Annotated in this window: 15 protein-coding genes; 13 read left to right on the forward strand and 2 right to left on the reverse strand. The window is 46.4% G+C overall.

Features of this window, described 5'->3' with window-relative positions; translation table 11 throughout:
* Positions 1 to 290: 290 nt before the first annotated feature.
* The 10 genes from nrdR to greA all read left to right on the forward strand — a co-directional run bounded on the left by nrdR (position 291) and on the right by greA (position 12,242).
* Positions 291 to 764, forward strand: coding sequence for a transcriptional regulator NrdR (gene nrdR, locus HZY94_RS06120; protein ID WP_179925448.1), 474 nt, complete (start codon positions 291 to 293; stop codon positions 762 to 764).
* Positions 751 to 1,935, forward strand: coding sequence for a DnaD domain protein (locus tag HZY94_RS10765; RefSeq protein WP_179925449.1), 1,185 nt, complete (start codon positions 751 to 753; stop codon positions 1,933 to 1,935). Before nrdR ends, HZY94_RS10765 begins: the two co-directional genes overlap by 14 nt.
* Positions 1,936 to 2,832 carry a primosomal protein DnaI gene (gene dnaI, locus HZY94_RS06130; RefSeq protein ID WP_179925450.1) on the forward strand — a complete coding sequence of 299 codons (897 nt, stop codon included), beginning with the start codon at positions 1,936 to 1,938 and terminating at the stop codon, positions 2,830 to 2,832.
* Positions 2,833 to 2,842: 10 nt separating this feature from the next.
* Positions 2,843 to 4,153 (forward strand): ribosome biogenesis GTPase Der, encoded by a 1,311-nt coding sequence (gene der / locus HZY94_RS06135; RefSeq protein ID WP_179925451.1) that lies wholly within the window; start codon positions 2,843 to 2,845, stop codon positions 4,151 to 4,153.
* Positions 4,154 to 4,324: 171 nt separating this feature from the next.
* Positions 4,325 to 7,405 (forward strand): DEAD/DEAH box helicase, encoded by a 3,081-nt coding sequence (locus tag HZY94_RS06140; protein ID WP_218925728.1) that lies wholly within the window; start codon positions 4,325 to 4,327, stop codon positions 7,403 to 7,405.
* A gap of 70 nt (positions 7,406 to 7,475) precedes the next feature.
* Positions 7,476 to 8,051 (forward strand): cystathionine gamma-synthase, encoded by a 576-nt coding sequence (locus HZY94_RS06145; RefSeq protein WP_179925453.1) that lies wholly within the window; start codon positions 7,476 to 7,478, stop codon positions 8,049 to 8,051.
* The gene (murC, locus tag HZY94_RS06150) at positions 8,048 to 9,382 is read left to right on the forward strand and encodes a UDP-N-acetylmuramate--L-alanine ligase (RefSeq protein ID WP_179925454.1); all 1,335 of its coding nucleotides are present in this window, start codon (positions 8,048 to 8,050) and stop codon (positions 9,380 to 9,382) included. The genes HZY94_RS06145 and murC overlap by 4 nt, the downstream gene beginning before the upstream one ends.
* 55 nt (positions 9,383 to 9,437) lie before the next feature.
* Positions 9,438 to 9,926 carry a GNAT family N-acetyltransferase gene (locus HZY94_RS06155; protein ID WP_179925455.1) on the forward strand — a complete coding sequence of 163 codons (489 nt, stop codon included), beginning with the start codon at positions 9,438 to 9,440 and terminating at the stop codon, positions 9,924 to 9,926.
* Between the two features lie 65 nt (positions 9,927 to 9,991).
* Positions 9,992 to 11,746: an endolytic transglycosylase MltG gene (gene mltG, locus HZY94_RS06160; RefSeq protein WP_373683182.1), complete on the forward strand. Its 1,755-nt coding sequence runs from the start codon at positions 9,992 to 9,994 to the stop codon at positions 11,744 to 11,746.
* Between the two features lie 13 nt (positions 11,747 to 11,759).
* Positions 11,760 to 12,242 carry a transcription elongation factor GreA gene (gene greA / locus HZY94_RS06165; protein ID WP_135035449.1) on the forward strand — a complete coding sequence of 161 codons (483 nt, stop codon included), beginning with the start codon at positions 11,760 to 11,762 and terminating at the stop codon, positions 12,240 to 12,242.
* 123 nt (positions 12,243 to 12,365) lie between these two features.
* Here greA and yidC read toward each other — a convergent pair whose 3' ends face one another.
* Entirely contained in the window at positions 12,366 to 13,304 is a 939-nt protein-coding gene (yidC, locus tag HZY94_RS06170) for a membrane protein insertase YidC (RefSeq protein WP_322783468.1), read from the reverse strand.
* A gap of 79 nt (positions 13,305 to 13,383) precedes the next feature.
* On the reverse strand, positions 13,384 to 13,662 hold the full coding sequence (locus tag HZY94_RS06175) for an acylphosphatase (protein ID WP_179925457.1): 279 nt from the start codon (positions 13,660 to 13,662) through the stop codon (positions 13,384 to 13,386).
* A gap of 31 nt (positions 13,663 to 13,693) precedes the next feature.
* Here HZY94_RS06175 and HZY94_RS06180 point away from each other — a divergent pair, with 31 nt between their 5' ends.
* The 3 genes from HZY94_RS06180 to HZY94_RS06190 are packed head-to-tail and all read left to right on the forward strand — an operon-like array spanning position 13,694 to position 15,450.
* Positions 13,694 to 14,431, forward strand: a complete 738-nt coding sequence (locus HZY94_RS06180; protein WP_160332299.1) for a TrmH family RNA methyltransferase — start codon at positions 13,694 to 13,696, stop codon at positions 14,429 to 14,431.
* A gap of 10 nt (positions 14,432 to 14,441) precedes the next feature.
* Positions 14,442 to 15,194 carry a Bax inhibitor-1/YccA family protein gene (locus HZY94_RS06185; protein ID WP_179925458.1) on the forward strand — a complete coding sequence of 251 codons (753 nt, stop codon included), beginning with the start codon at positions 14,442 to 14,444 and terminating at the stop codon, positions 15,192 to 15,194.
* A gap of 22 nt (positions 15,195 to 15,216) precedes the next feature.
* On the forward strand, positions 15,217 to 15,450 hold the full coding sequence (locus HZY94_RS06190) for a YneF family protein (protein WP_179923329.1): 234 nt from the start codon (positions 15,217 to 15,219) through the stop codon (positions 15,448 to 15,450).
* The last annotated feature ends 62 nt before the right edge of the window (positions 15,451 to 15,512 follow it).

Consider the following 15,512-nt stretch of genomic DNA (forward strand, 5'->3'; position numbering starts at 1 on the left):
CCACAGGGGAAGCATCTCATAGAAATTCGAAAGAAGCCAGGGTACAGTCATTAAAAAGCTACAATTATCAAATTCCATGACTATCGGTTTTCAGGAATTCCACACAACTTGCAAAAGAACCTCTTTTTTGGAGTTTTGTTCTCCTTTTTTGCCAGCCAGCTTTTGGGGAGGTATCCGGATTGGAAATGCGATTTCTTGTTTTTGGGACTAGCCAGGAGCTTTTTGGCTATTTTTTTCGAATACGGTGTTTGGCATGGTATAATGAAGTATTGAAGTGTTGGAGGTGAAGGATGCGTTGTCCTGAATGTCAAAGTGATCAGACCAAGGTTATTGATAGTCGACAAGTGGAGCAGGGAGCTGCGATTCGTCGGCGACGTGTTTGTGAAAATTGCCAGTATCGCTATACAACCTATGAACGGATTGAAACCAAACCCCTGGTGGTTATCAAAAAAGATGGGCGTCGGGAAAATTTCGAGTCTTCCAAGATTTATAATGGAATTTTTCAATCGGCTGAAAAACGCCCGGTTACCTCTGAGCAGATTAAAGAAGTGGTCAAAAAAATTGAGACCAATCTGCGAAATTCATCCAGCGGGGAGGTCAGCTCTGACGAAGTGGGAGACCGGGTCTTAGAAGCCTTGTCGGAACTCGATCCGATTGCCTACTTCCGTTTTGCCAGTGTTTACAAGCGCTTTAATGAATTGAGTGAAGTCGAGGAACTCCTGCGACAATTCCGCCAGAAAGGAGAAGAGAGTGAAGCCGAGTGATTTTTTTTACTATGGGAAGGGCTTAGCGCCTCAAAAAGATGCTAGCTCCTTGGTGGTCTTCTATTACCCAATTATTGGGGCAGATGCCTTTGCTCTCTATCACTATTTCTTGAGTTTTTGGGATGGGGGATCTAGCCAGACTCAAGTTGCCCAGGTGCTGAACCACCTCCAATTTGGCTTGGACCGTTTTAATCAGGCTCTCGAATTGCTGCAAGTTGTCAGACTGGTCGAGCTTTTTACAGCGGATTCAACAACGCTTTATCTGCGGTCACCTCTTGAAGGCCCCGAGTTTCTTCAAGATCATTTGTTACGGCCCTTATTGAAAAATAAAATTGGTGAGGTAGCTTTAAAAGCACTAGAGCCCGCTAAACCGCAAGGGCAGAAACAAGTAGCGGATGAAGGGAAATTTTTTAAAGGGCTCTTAGCTGGAGAGCAGCGAGAAGTTGTTAAAGCCAGCTTCAACCAGTTTGACCCCGTCACCTTCCAAAAACGGTTAGAAAAAGGTTCCCTCAGCTATGCCAATCGGGATACGGATGTCCTGGCCTTGGAACTGTTGGCTAGAGAATACCATTTAAATTGGAACCAGCTCTACCAACTGGCAGAGGAGACAGCGGTGCAGGGGCAAATTGCCATTAATCGCATGGAAGCGAAGTTGAAACAAAAGCCAGTAGCGGCTAACTTCAGCTCAGGGGAAAGTTTCTATCTGAAGGAAAGTAAAGCCCAATCAGCGCTGGAGTTTTTAGGCCAGCTCAAAGATACTCGCGGTACGTCTGTGACAGACCAAGAGCGAGCCTTGATTTTGAGCCTCCAGAAGCAAGGTTTTTTAGACGAGGTAATCAGTATCCTCTTGCTCCTCGCCTATAATCGGGATAAAAGCTTACAGATCAATGAGCGCTATGTTCTCAGCGTGGCTGAGGATTTTCAGAAGCAGGGGATTACCAGCGCAGAAGAAGCGATTGTTCGCATTCAGCAACGGCTGAAGCAAGGAACAGCCTCCCGCAGGCAGCCTTCGTTTAACAAGCAGAAAAAGCAAACCAGTCCAGCAAGTTCTTCCAATGTTCCTAATTGGAGTCAGAAAAATTATGTAGATCAAACGACACCAGAAGAGATGAAGGCGCGTGAAGAAGAGCGTAAGCGGATGTTCCAACAAATGAAGGGGGAGGGAAACTAGATGAAATCAGTGAATAATGCCCTGGAAGGAAAAGCCCAGAGAAAAATGGACTACCAACAGTTGGTCCAAGAGATCCAGCAGGATCCAGACGTGCATCGCTTTATCCAAGAACACAAACTGAGTTTGGAAGAAATTCAACGATCAATCTCTAAATTTAGTCAATTTATCAGCGAACGAGACCGCTACCGTAAGGGAGAAGAAGGTTATCTTTCCAAAGGCTACCAGCCTGTCCTGATTATGAATCAAGGCTATGCGGATGTTAGTTATCAGGAGACGGATGAACTAATCGCGGCTGAAAAAGCCAGGGAACTGCGGAACCGGATCCAGCTCTTGAATTTACCTGAAAGTTTGCGAGGAATTAGCCTCCAAGATTTGGATTTGGATGACCGCTGGGCAACGATTGAACAATTGACCAAGTTTATTTTGAACTATCCGCAAGACTACCAAGGTTTCTATCTCTATGGCGATTTTGGCATCGGCAAGACCTATTTGCTGGCAGCCTTTGCCAATGATCTAGCAACCATTAAGGGCATCCAGACGGTGATGTTGCATTTTCCAACCTTTGTTCAGGATCTCAAGGATGGTTTCAAAAACAATACTGTTCGGGAACAAATTGAAGAGGTCAAGGGGGTTCCCTGTTTAATTCTCGATGATATCGGTGCCGAACAATTTTCATCTTGGTTGCGGGATGAGGTCCTCCAAGTGATCCTGCAATACCGGATGCAGGAAAATTTACCGACCTTCTTTAGTTCTAATCTATCCTTTGCAGACCTGCAAAAGCGCATGTCCAGAGGAAAAGAAGGTGATGAAAGTTGGCAGGCTCAACGAGTGATGGAACGCCTGCGTTATTTAGCTAAAGAAATACATGTGCCGGGTGCAAACCGGCGGAATCAGTAAAGGAGAAATTATGTCAGTAGCAACAGTGGCGATTGTCGGTCGTCCCAATGTCGGAAAATCGACGCTTTTTAACCGGATTGCCGGTGAGCGGATTTCGATTGTGGAAGATGTGGAAGGGGTAACCCGGGATCGGATTTATGCCCAGGCCGAGTGGCTCAATCGTTCCTTTAGCATTATTGATACCGGGGGAATCGATGACGTCGATGCTCCTTTTATGGAACAAATTAAACACCAAGCCGAAATCGCTATGAATGAGGCCGATGTGATTGTCTATGTGGTCTCTGGTAAGGAAGGCATCACCAATGCGGATGAATATGTCGCGAAAATGCTCTACAAAACAGAGAAGCCGGTCATCTTGGTGGTTAATAAGGTTGATAATCCAGAGATGCGTAATGACATCTATGATTTTTATTCCTTGGGGCTGGGAGAGCTTTATCCAGTCTCCAGTGTCCACGGGATTGGAACCGGAGATGTCTTGGATGCGATTATTGAAAATTTACCAGCTGAGGATACTCAAGATGAATCCGATGTGATTCGTTTCAGCTTGATTGGTCGTCCAAATGTTGGGAAATCCAGTTTGATCAATGCCATTCTGGGTGAGGATCGGGTTATTGCCAGTCCCGTAGCGGGAACAACTCGGGATGCTATTGATACCCATTTTGTGGATCCCGAGGGTCAAGAGTTTACCATGATTGATACCGCTGGGATGCGGAAGTCTGGGAAGGTCTATGAAAATACGGAAAAATATTCTGTGATGCGGGCGATGCGGGCCATTGACCGGTCCGATGTGGTTCTGATGGTTCTAAATGCCGAAGAAGGAATCCGGGAATACGACAAACGGATTGCTGGTTTTGCCCATGAGGCCGGTAAAGGAATCATTATTGTTGTCAATAAGTGGGATACCTTGGACAAGGACAACCATACCCTCAAAAACTGGGAAGAAGACATTCGTGATCAATTCCAATACCTGTCTTATGCACCGATTATCTTTGTGTCTGCTCTGACCAAACAACGCTTGCATAAGTTACCAGCTATGATTAAGGAAATCAGTCAAAACCAAAACTTGCGGATTCCAAGTGCGGTCTTGAACGATGTCATTATGGATGCCATTGCGGTTAATCCAACCCCAACGGATAAAGGCAAACGACTTAAAATTTTCTATGCAACCCAAGTGGCTGTCAAACCACCGACCTTTGTTATTTTTGTAAACGAAGAAGAATTGATGCATTTCTCTTATCTCCGTTTCTTGGAAAACCAAATTCGCAAAGCCTTTGTTTTTGAAGGAACCCCAATCCATTTGATTGCTCGGAAACGGAAATAATACTCATACCTAATTAAAATCAATCTAGTCTAGGAAACCTACTGTAAACAGTGCTAGATCTAGGTCAAGGCGAGTTGACAACGGATAGTTTTGATTTTAAAGAGTATATGGACTAAGAGGCCCTTGAACGAAACTAGCAGGGTCTCTTTTTGACTAGAAAGGAGGAGCAGGATGCGCATGATTCCAGGAAAGGTACGGCAGGCTGGTAAGGCCTTGTACCAAGCTGGAGAGGTTGTTTTTCAGGGCTATGAAAAGGACTTGTTGTTGTTCCAAGTGCTAGCAGAGGAAATTCATTTCTCAGCAAGCGGTGGTCCAGACTACTGTTCCTGTTCAGACTTTGGCTTGTTGGGTTACTGTGTCCACATCGCTGCCGTTGAAATTTTTATGCGGGAGCAGGAGAGCACCCTGATGCCAAGACCCGTGGATCAGCTGGTAGAATCGGGGGCGGATATGATGTTCTATCAGGAAGGAGAGGAGTTTCTCCTTGATTTTCTGGAGGGCGAAGTCTCGCCGATCCATCTGCATTTGGGGGTAGAAGGGGAGATTTCCTATCGTCAAGATGGAATTATCTGGACTTTTAAGCTCCGTTATGGAGACTCCAGGTACTATATTATTCGGGATATTTCGGAACTTTTAACACGTTTGGCGCGGGGATCGGACTTCCGACTCAGTAGCCAGATTTTCTTTGAAGCCCTCAGTTGGGAACTTTTCGATGTGGCTAGCCAGGATGTTTTAGCCTTCCTGCTAGGAATCAAACAAGAGCCTTCTTCGGCGCCAGATCCTTACTTCCGAAATTATGGCCGTTACCTCTTTTTGCCTCTGTCGCTTTTAACACAGGTATTGCCCTTCTTTCAAGATTTGGAGCATTTTCAATTGGATTTAGGGGATGGAATTTTGAAGCAGGTCTGGATTCAGGAACTGGATCCTGCCCAGAGTCCCTATCAGCTAATCTTGAGTGCGGATGCAGAAAGCTATCGCTTGGATTTCAAGGTAGGAGATGTTCTTGGTCTCTATGAGGATCAGCTGCTTTACGACCAAGGCCGACTTTTCCTCCTGTCCCTACCCCAAGCCCAGCTCCTTGGCCAAATTCGGGATTATTTTCAAATGTTGCAAATTCGAAGAGCTGCTTTGCGCTTCCATAAGGCTCAATTGAGTCGTTTGTTTACTTTTTTGGAAAAAGTTAAAGGGGTAGCCCAGCTGCATTTGCCGGAGGGCTTAGAGGTAAAAGACTTCTCTATCTCTCTATTCTTAGATATTGATCCCCTAGGTTGGATTGTGAGCCAGTCCACTTACCAGGTTGGGGACGCGACCTTTAGTCTTGAAAAGGAAGTGGTGGAGTCAGGACTTGTCTTGGATTACCAACAAACCCTCCGCTATGAGCGAGCTCTGGAGCAAGCGCAACTACCGACCAGCATGGCCGGCCGTCGACCACCTTTTAGTGAAGAGGAGGTTTTAGACTTCTTTGACCGCCACCTCCCCGTCTTACAGGAAGTGGCGGATGTTAGCTGGTCAGCGGCCTTTGCTAGTCTGCGCCAGGAGGTGGACTTGGACCTAACGATTGAAGAGGGGCGTGGCTACCTCGAAGTGAATTTTTCCTTGGAAGGGGTCGACCAACAGGAGATTCAGGAAGCCGTCCAAGCCTTGACAACGGGAAATCTCTACCGGACCAAGGCCGGTCGTTTTGTGAGCCTGAGTTCTAAAAATCAAAAACGGTTGCAGGAGCTAATGGCTGTAGAAGGTGGAAGTTGGGAACCCCAAGGCGGGCCTTTTCAAGTCAAACGCCAGCTTTTGGGGCGGATCCAGGCGGCCTTAGAGGGAGCTTCAGTGACCTATTCCAAAGCCTTGGAAGAGTTTTTGGGACACTTGGCCCAACCAGAAACCTATCCCTTGCCAGCCCATCCGATTTTGGAACAATTGCGAGATTACCAACGCATTGGAGTGGCCTGGATGTCCATGCTGGCTTCTTATGGCTTTGGTGGGATCTTGGCAGATGACATGGGCTTAGGAAAAACAGTGCAAGCCATTAGTTTTTTACTGCTGAATTTGAAAGCTGGTGAAAAGGCTTTGGTGGTGACGCCGTCAGGTCTCCTTTACAACTGGCAGGAGGAATTGCGGCGCTTTGCCCCGGAACTCAAGGTCAGTCTGATCTATGGAAGCAAGCAGGAGCGGGCAGAGGCCCGCAGTCAAACAGCCCAGGTTTACCTTACCAGCTATGGAAGTTTGCGGCAGGATATTTTGGATTATCGGCATGAGCAGTTTCAGACCATGATTCTTGATGAAGCTCAATATCTGAAAAATCAACGAACCAAGGTTCACACCAGCCTGCAAAAAATCGAAGCTGACTCGATCTTTGCCTTATCTGGAACACCGGTCGAAAATCGTCTGGAAGAAATCGGGGCTATTTTTAACCTGGTCCTCCCAGGCCTCCTACCAGCCAAAAAAGATTTATTGAAGATGCCAGTAGAAGCCGTTGCCCAACAAATTCGTCCCTTCATTTTACGTAGGGATAAACAGGCCATTCTGACCGAATTGCCTGAAAAGAGCGAAGGCATCTATGTGACGGAACTACTGCCAGAACAAAAGAGCTTGTATTTGGCGCAACGAAATCAAATGCAGGCTGAATTGCAGAGCTTAACCGAGCAAGAATTCCGGAAACGGAAGGTGGAATTTCTAGCAGGCTTGACTCGCCTCCGGCAGATTTGCGATAGTCCAGCCCTCTTTTTGGAGGATTATCAGGGACAGAGTGGCAAACTCGAGCTCTTGAAGGTGTTATTAGAGCGTGCCCGGGAAAGCGGTCAGCGGATCCTGATCTTTTCGCAGTTTGTGGGAATGTTGGAGCTGGTCCAGCAGCTGTTAGACCAGGAAGAGCGGGATTATTTTATGATTCGAGGTTCAACGCCGGCGCGTGAACGTCAGGAAATCAGTCGCGCCTTTAACCAGGGTCAAGGGGATGTAGTCTTGATTTCCTTGAAAGCTGGTGGGGTTGGTCTGAACCTAACTGGGGCAGATACGGTCTTCCTTTTGGATTTATGGTGGAATCCAGCGGTGGAGGAGCAGGCTATTGGCCGAGCCCATCGGATGGGGCAACAGAATGCGGTCCAGGTCTACCGCTTTATTACCAAGGGGAGCATCGAAGAGAAGATTTTTGAATTGCAGGAAAGCAAGCGCAATCTCCTAGAGTCTGTGCTCAATGCGGGGCGTCCAAGTGAGGCCTTGAGTTTGGACGAAGTAAAGGAAATTTTAGGTATTTAGGAAAAGTAGGAAGGCGAAACTTGAAAATCGGAGAAAAAACGCTATAATTGAGATTTGAGAGGATAAAACTATGGCAGATAAACAATTTCCTTTGTTGGCTGATTCGGAACCAATTTTTGAGGATCGTCAGCCGATGAATCTCTATGAAGAGTCTGATTTTATTAGTAATATCAAAGGTGACTACCAAGAGAAGTCTTTTTATGACTGGGCGCCGATTGCGGCTGCTAAGCTTGAGCAAAAGGAGGCGCCGGTTGAGGAAGAGTTTAAGACGGATGCAGCCTTGGGTCGTGAAAAAGCCAGAGAAAGTGTCCGCCAGAAACGGTCAGCCTCTTATCTTCAGGATGATCCTAACCAGGTCTTTCGTCAAGACCTCAAGCGTCGTCTGGAGCAAGTGCAGCCCTTACGACCCCAGGAGGAAGCGGGTTCGGATTACCGCAAGTATGGCCAAAAACTCAGTCAGGACCAGTATATTCTAGCGGATTTACGGGGACGGACGAAAAAAAGTGATAAAAAGACCAACAAGGATTCCTATGATTTTCTAAGGAAGAGTCAAATTTACCAAGAGAAAGAACAGAAAGTAAGTCCTCGTCAAACCAATCAGGAATTGGATTTGCGCAAGTTGACGAATGAGAGAGAGAAACAATGACCAAGCGTTTTCATTTTATCGGAATTAAGGGGTCAGGGATGTCAGCCTTGGCACTCATGCTGCATCAAATGGGTTATGAGGTTCAAGGAAGTGATGTCGATAAGTACTACTTTACCCAACGCGGTTTAGAGCAGGAAGGGATCCAGATTTTGCCCTTTGATGCAGCTAACCTATCTCCCGATTTAGAATTGATTGCGGGAAATGCCTTCAAGGCTAGCAACAATGTGGAGCTGGCAGCGGCAGAAGAACAAGGACTTAGCTACCGTCGTTACCATGAGTTTCTAGGCGAATTTATGGAGCAATTTACCAGTCTTGGTGTGGCGGGAGCCCATGGGAAAACATCAACGACAGGTTTGTTAGCCCATGTCTTGTCCAATATGACAGATACTTCTTACCTGATTGGTGATGGGACTGGACGTGGGTCTGAGCAGGCCAGCTACTTTGTCTTTGAATCGGATGAATATGAGCGCCATTTCCTTCCTTATCATCCGGCTTACTCAATTATTACCAATATTGATTTTGACCATCCTGATTATTTCACCAGTCTGATGGATGTCTTTGATGCCTTTGATACCTATGCAGATAATGTTAAAAATGGTCTCTTTATTTACGGGGAAGACCAACTCCTTCGGAAGATTACTTCTGAGGCTCCGATCTATTATTATGGATTTGATCCTGAGAAGAATGATTTTATTGCCAAGGACTTGGTGCGTTTGACGACTGGTTCAACCTTCACGGTTGAGTTTCGTGGGGAAGACCTTGGCCAGTTCCACATTCCAACTTATGGCAAACACAATGTTATGAACGCGACAGCAGTCATTGGCTTGTTGCATACGATTGGTTTTGATTTGGACTTGGCGCGTCAGCATTTGAAAACCTTCGCGGGTGTGAAACGTCGCTTTACCGAGAAAATTGTGAATGGTGTGACCATTATTGATGATTTTGCCCACCATCCAACAGAAATCATTGCGACCATTGATGCCGCTCGTCAAAAATATCCAAGTAAAGAAATCGTTGCGATTTTTCAACCCCATACCTTTACGCGGACCATTGCCTTGATGGATGAATTTGCGGAGGCCTTGAACTTGGCAGATTCGGTTTATTTGGCAGAGATTTATGGATCTGCCCGTGAGGTGGACGACGGTCAGGTGCGCGTGGAGGATCTAGCAGCTAAGGTTGCCAAAAAAGGTGGTATTATCACAGTCGATAATGTCTCGCCTCTCTTGGACCATGACAATGCGATTTTTGTGTTTATGGGAGCTGGTGATATCCAGACCTACGAACACTCTTTTGAGCAGTTGCTTGCGAATTTAACTAATAATATTCAATAATGAAGTAGAGAGGTGGGGCTGGTCCCGACCTCCCCTTCTTTTTTTGGGAGGAAATATGATACGTTTGGCAAGGATGACTGACTTGGATCGGCTGCATGAGATTGAAGTCCAAAATTTTGGACAGGAAGAAGCTTTGCCCTATGAAACCCTGGCCCGTCATATTCAAAACATTGCGACCAGTTTCCTAGTTTATGAGGAAGATGACCGCATTCTCGCCTATCTTGAAGGACCGGTGGTTCCCGAACGAACCCTAGTAGACCGGAACTTTTACCAAGCTCAGGATTGGAGTGCGGAACCGGGCGGCTACATTTCGATTACCAGTTTGTCCGTAGCGCCGGAGGCGCAAGGCCGGGGGCTGGGAACCTTACTCCTAGATGAGCTGAAGCAGGTGGTCTTGCGGGATCAGCGGCTGGGGATTAACTTAACCTGCCATGATTACTTGATTGGCTATTATGAAGGCCAGGGCTTTCAGCTATTAGGTCCCTCTTCTTCCACTTATGCTGGAGAAAAATGGTTTGATATGTTGTGGGAATTAGGATTATAATCATTAGTGGAAAATCCTGTCTTTGTGGTATAATGATTTAGATTAGTATGAAGGAGGTCCCGCCTTTGGCTGACCAAGAAAGACCGAAAAGTCTAAGCTTTAAAGAGCAAATTCTGAGAGACCTTTCCAAATCCAAGCAAAAAAGACAGGAGATGCTGAGTCAGGTTCAGCGTGCCCATGCTGAAAAAATGGCTCAGGCCCAGGTGGTTGAACAAGAAGCAGGAGTCGAACAGTCTAGAGTGAAATCCTCAGAGGCTAGGCCTGCCGTTCCAGCTATCCCTCAAGCCGGAAAGATCAAACAGACAGATGTGAATCCGGAGGTTCCTGTAGCGGCACCCAAGCCGGCAGCAGCTCTCAAACGGAAAGGGAAGTCCATCCAGGTGCCCTTGTCCATTGGTAAAAAACATACCACCACCATTGAGACAGAGGCTCTTCGCAAACAAAGAACGGTCCCTGCGGCTAAAGAAAAAGCGCATGCAGAAGCTGTCCAGCAGAAACAACCTGGAGCTCAGATTCGCATGAAAGCAGCTCCAGGGAAATCGCTCTCTTTTGCTGCCGAAGAACAGAAACAGAGCCTAGCTCCTGTAAAAGAAACCAAGTTGGCTCGGGTTGAACAAGTCGACTGGCAAGGAGAAGAAGACATGGAAAAACGTCAAGAAAAACGTCGAAAACAAAACCAAGTGGCTAAGAAGATTGTTGGAGTGGTAACTCTGCTACTCTTGCTTTGCTTCCTAGCAACTGGCGTTTTCGGTTACATTTACGTCCAATCTGCCTTGGGGCCGATTGATCAAGACTCAACAGAGTATGTCCAGGTTGAAGTGCCGATTGGCTCTTCTAACCGAGAAATTGGCCGCATTTTAGAAGATGCCGGTCTCATTAAGAGTGGCCAAGTGTTTAATTTTTACACACAATTCCGCAATCATACCGATTTCCAATCCGGTTATTACAACCTGCAGAAAAATATGAATGTGGAAGAAATTATTGAGAGATTGAAAGAGGGCGGAACGGAGAGTCCGGTGGCCCCATCTCTCGGTAAAATCACAATTCCAGAAGGTTATACCTTGGAGCAGATTTCGGATGCTGTTACTCGAAATGCAGCTTCGAAAGATGGTCAAGAAAATAGTATCTTTACCAAAGAAGCCTTTATGGAAAAAGTTCAGGATGATGGCTTTATCGAAGCGCTCGTGGCGAAATACCCCAATCTTTTGGGCAGTCTGGCTGCCAAAGAAGCGGGAGTTAAGTACCGTTTAGAGGGCTATCTCTTCCCTGCAACCTATGACTACAATGAGGGTGACACAGTTGAGGCCTTGATTGAACAAATGGTCGCAGCCATGGATGCCAATATGGCACAGTTCTATGAGCCGATTGCCCAGCAACAAAAATCCGTGAATGATATCTTGAGCCTAGCTTCTCTTGTTGAGAAAGAGGGAGCAACAGATGAGGATCGGAAAAATATTGCCAGCGCCTTCAATAACCGTCTGAGCCAACAAATGCCTCTCCAAAGTAACATTGCCATCCTATATGCAATGGGCAAACTTGGACAAAAGACAACCCTCGCTGAAGATGCTGGAATCGATACCAATATCGATTCACCTTACAACATTTACAAAAATCCAGGTCTTATGCCTGGTCCAGTAGACAGCCCAGGAATGGCAGCCATTCGTGCCACCATTGATCCCAACAAAACAGACTACCTCTACTTTGTAGCGGATGTCGATACAGGTACTGTCTACTACGCCAACAATATTGAAGAACACAACCGGAATGTTGAAGAACATGTCAATTCCAAACTAGCCAACGCATCGGCTAGTGCCAATTAGAAAGTGAGAAACTATGGCAGAAAAAACCTATCCAATGACCCAGGCTGAAAAGGAAAAGCTTGAAAAAGAATTAGAAGAACTGAAATTGGTCCGTCGTCCAGAAGTCGTTGAGCGGATTAAAATCGCCCGTTCCTACGGAGACCTTTCTGAAAATAGTGAATACGAAGCAGCCAAAGACGAGCAAGCCTTTGTCGAAGGTCAAATCTCAGACTTGGAGACCAAAATTCGCTATGCTGAAATCGTAGACTCTGATTCCGTTGCTAAAAATGAAGTAGCTATCGGTAAAACTGTCACCATCCAAGAAGTGGGTGAAACAGACACCGAAACTTACATGATTGTCGGATCTGCTGGTGCTGATGCTTTTGCTAATAAGGTTTCTAACGAAAGCCCGATCGGCCAAGCCCTCATCGGTCGTAAAACCGGTGACACCGTTACCGTCCAAACCCCAGTTGGCAGCTACGATGTCAAAATCGTATCTGTGAAAAAATCAAAGTAAGCAGGGTAGCCTGTGAAAAAGGACTTGATTCTCATTTTGAAGAATCAAGTCCTTTTTGGGTTCTGAGAGTAGCCAGAACTACAAAAAGCCCCATCTTCCAAAGGAAAATGGGGTGGTCACTGATTAGCGTGAGCGCTGCTTACCAGCGTTGCGTTTTTTGTTTGCCTGTTGACGGTTTTGGGAGCTTGGTGGGGTTACGTCTTTGATAGGACTAGCACCTGCACCGGCTCCGAAGACTGCTCCGAACTGACTTGGTGTTTTAGGAGGATTTTCTTCAAATTCCTTGGCAACTTGTTTACGGAGACGTGGACGAACCACATACATGGTAATTAATTGCTGAATAATTGAGAAGAAACCACCGACCAACCAGTAGAGGGCTACTCCGGCAGGAGAGCTGAAGGAGAAGAACATAATCATCAAGGGGCTGATCAACACCATGGACTGCATTTGTTTGCGTTGTTCTTCAGTGACTCCAACCAGGGTCAAGGCTGACTGGATCAAGTAGAGAACTCCGGTTAGGATGGTCAGGAGCATACTTGGAGAATCTAAGGGAATATTCATCCAGCTGGAGCCTGCGATACCAGGGGTATGTTGGGCTGCGAAGAAGAGAGCTGAGAAGAAAGGCATCTGGATCAAGATTGGGAGACAGCCGATGCCTCCAAAAGGATTGAGGCCATTTTCCCGTTGAGCCGCCATAAATTCTTGGTTGGCCAATAATTTCTCTTCTTGGGTCTGGGCATTTCGCATCCGCTCTTGAATCGGTGCCAAGATGGGTTGCATATAGGCCATTTTTTCAGCCTGATAAGCTGCCTTCTGGGCCTGATAGAGTCCTAGCGGCAGGATAATCACACGCACAATAATGGTTACAAGAATAATCGCCACACCATAACCCAAGGCTTGGTTTTCAGCGAAGAAAGTGATCAGGGTGCTCATGGGTTGCCCCAAGAGGGTCCAAATTAGACCTGTCGGATTGCCATTAGCATCTTGACCGACACAGCCTGAGAGCAAGACTAGCATGGAAGCCAAGAGTCCTGCAGTAGCAAATGTTTTTTTAGTCGTCACAATTCAGTTCCTTTTCTAAATGATACCCTTCTATTCTACTGCTTTTGAGCCTGGATTACAATAGGACTGCAGACGGAGCTTAGTTTTGGATGGCAAAATCTTCGTAAGAAGGGAAATTTGCCAGGGTCACATCGACATAGGTCACTTTAGAAAAAGGACTAGGTCCCTTTCTCACCTCTTGGATAAAAAGAGCCATCTTTGCCGTATCTTCGGCCTGGGCTAGAATTTCAACCAACCCATCCTCGCGGTTCCAGACACGACCGGTAATCCCTCCCAAAGAATTGGCTAATTCCCAGACGGACCAGCGAAAACCGACTCCTTGGACTCGTCCCTGAACAATCATACGTACTTTTTTCATGACTTTCTCCTTTTGTGCTATAATATCTCTTATGACTATTATAACCTCTAAAACTAATCCTTTGATTAAAAAGATCAAAAAGCTGACCAAGAAAAAATACCGCAAGGATTCCTATTTGATTGAAGGTTGGCACCTTTTTGAGGAGGCCTATCAAGCCGGAGCTAGCTTTGGCCCGATTTTGATTTTGGAAGAAGAACGGCATCGTCTCCCCGCGGATGTCAACTATCAAGTAGTGAGTCCTGCCGTTCTGGCGGAAGTCGCCGATTCGAAAACGCCTCAAGGGATTGTGGCCGAGGTGCAACGAGAGGTCCAAGAGGTCCCAGATCTGACCCAGGGCAAGTGGCTCTATCTTGAAGAAGTGCAGGATCCAGGTAATGTTGGTACCATGATTCGGACAGCTGATGCAGCGGGCTTTACGGGGGTTCTAGTGAGCCCTGGAACAGCTGATATCTATAGCCCTAAGACCCTACGTTCCATGCAGGGGAGCCACTGGCACCTACCCATTTATGAATATCCCTTGGACCAGCTAGCCCAGGAAGCTCATGCGCCGCTGCTGGTGACCAGTCTGCAAAACCGGTCTCAGAGTTACTTGGATCTAGGTCCCTTGGATGCGGTGATTCTCTTAATGGGGAATGAGGGCCAGGGTGCTTCGGAACAAGCCCATTCACTGGCAGATCAGACCGTTCATATTCCGATGGCCGGTCAGGCAGAAAGCCTCAATGTGGCTATTGCCTCGGGGATCCTCTTGTTTCATTTGAAAAATAGCTAAAGGAGAATTTATGCAACCAATTACCAGTCAAGCCGATACCGGTTTAAATCGTTTCTTTGCCAAGGTCTATGGTTATATGGGTCTGGGTCTAGCAATCTCAGCCCTAGTTTCAGGACTTTTGCTTTACGTTTTCCAAGCAACCATGCTCAACATCATGGCCAACCATTCCTGGGTTTACTATGCCGCTTCCTTTATTGAAATTGCCTTGGTCTACTCCGTTTCAAGCACTGCCTGGAAAAATAATCCAATGGCCATGCCTCTGTTCCTGTTCTACTCAGCTCTTAACGGCTTTACACTAAGCTTTATTTTGGCAGCCTACAGCCAAACCAATGTCTTTGCAGCCTTTGTGACAGCGACCCTGACCTTCTTTGCGATGGCTGTGATTGGTCTTGTCAGCAAGCGAGACCTATCCGGTATGGCCCAGGCCTTCCGAATGGTGCTACTGGGTGTGTTGATTGCAAGTTTGATTAACATTTTCCTACGAAGTGCCGGCTTGTCCTATGTGATGAGTTTGGTCATGGTCGTGATTTTTGCTGGTTTGACAGCCTACGACAACCAACGCATTCGTCAAGCCTACCAGCAATCAGGTGGGCAAGTGTCCAACGGTTGGGCGATTTCTATGGCCTTGAGTCTCTATTTGAACTTTATTAATCTCTTCTTGAGTATTCTTCGCATTTTTGCTTGGAGGTCTTTTTTCTTTTTGAAAAAGCGTCAGAGCTTTGGTATAATAAGAGCGAATGTATGTAATACTCAAACTAGTTAGAGTAAGAGGAAGGATTTGAACTATGGCTTTGTGGCTAGCAATTATTTTAATCGTCGTTTTCTTTATTGGTGGTGTGGCACTCGGGATTTACTTGACCCGTCGCCAAGTTGAACAAGAAATGGCTCAATACCCTCGTTTGAATAAGGATGCCCTTCGGGTTATGATGGGCCAAATGGGTCAAAAGCCAAGTGAGGCTCGTGTCAACCAAGTTTACCAACAAATTGTCAATCAACAAAAGAAACAAGCCAAGAAATAAGGAAGTGAGGCTGAGACAAGAGTCTCAGCCTTGTCGCTTTCCTCAGGTAAGCTAAGATTTCT

This window comes from Streptococcus danieliae (genome assembly GCF_013415245.1).
GTDB classification, from domain to species: Bacteria; Bacillota; Bacilli; order Lactobacillales; family Streptococcaceae; genus Streptococcus; species Streptococcus danieliae_A.

Coding starts and splice junctions, on each gene's coding strand:
- nrdR (WP_179925448.1), top strand. CDS start 291: ATGCGTTGTCCTGAATGTCAAAGTGATCAGACCAAGGTTATTGATAGT.
- dnaI (WP_179925450.1), top strand. CDS start 1,936: ATGAAATCAGTGAATAATGCCCTGGAAGGAAAAGCCCAGAGAAAAATG.
- der (WP_179925451.1), top strand. CDS start 2,843: ATGTCAGTAGCAACAGTGGCGATTGTCGGTCGTCCCAATGTCGGAAAA.
- HZY94_RS06140 (WP_218925728.1), top strand. CDS start 4,325: ATGCGCATGATTCCAGGAAAGGTACGGCAGGCTGGTAAGGCCTTGTAC.
- HZY94_RS06145 (WP_179925453.1), top strand. CDS start 7,476: ATGGCAGATAAACAATTTCCTTTGTTGGCTGATTCGGAACCAATTTTT.
- murC (WP_179925454.1), top strand. CDS start 8,048: ATGACCAAGCGTTTTCATTTTATCGGAATTAAGGGGTCAGGGATGTCA.
- HZY94_RS06155 (WP_179925455.1), top strand. CDS start 9,438: ATGATACGTTTGGCAAGGATGACTGACTTGGATCGGCTGCATGAGATT.
- greA (WP_135035449.1), top strand. CDS start 11,760: ATGGCAGAAAAAACCTATCCAATGACCCAGGCTGAAAAGGAAAAGCTT.
- HZY94_RS06175 (WP_179925457.1), bottom strand. CDS start 13,662: ATGAAAAAAGTACGTATGATTGTTCAGGGACGAGTCCAAGGAGTCGGT.
- HZY94_RS06180 (WP_160332299.1), top strand. CDS start 13,694: ATGACTATTATAACCTCTAAAACTAATCCTTTGATTAAAAAGATCAAA.
- HZY94_RS06185 (WP_179925458.1), top strand. CDS start 14,442: ATGCAACCAATTACCAGTCAAGCCGATACCGGTTTAAATCGTTTCTTT.
- HZY94_RS06190 (WP_179923329.1), top strand. CDS start 15,217: ATGGCTTTGTGGCTAGCAATTATTTTAATCGTCGTTTTCTTTATTGGT.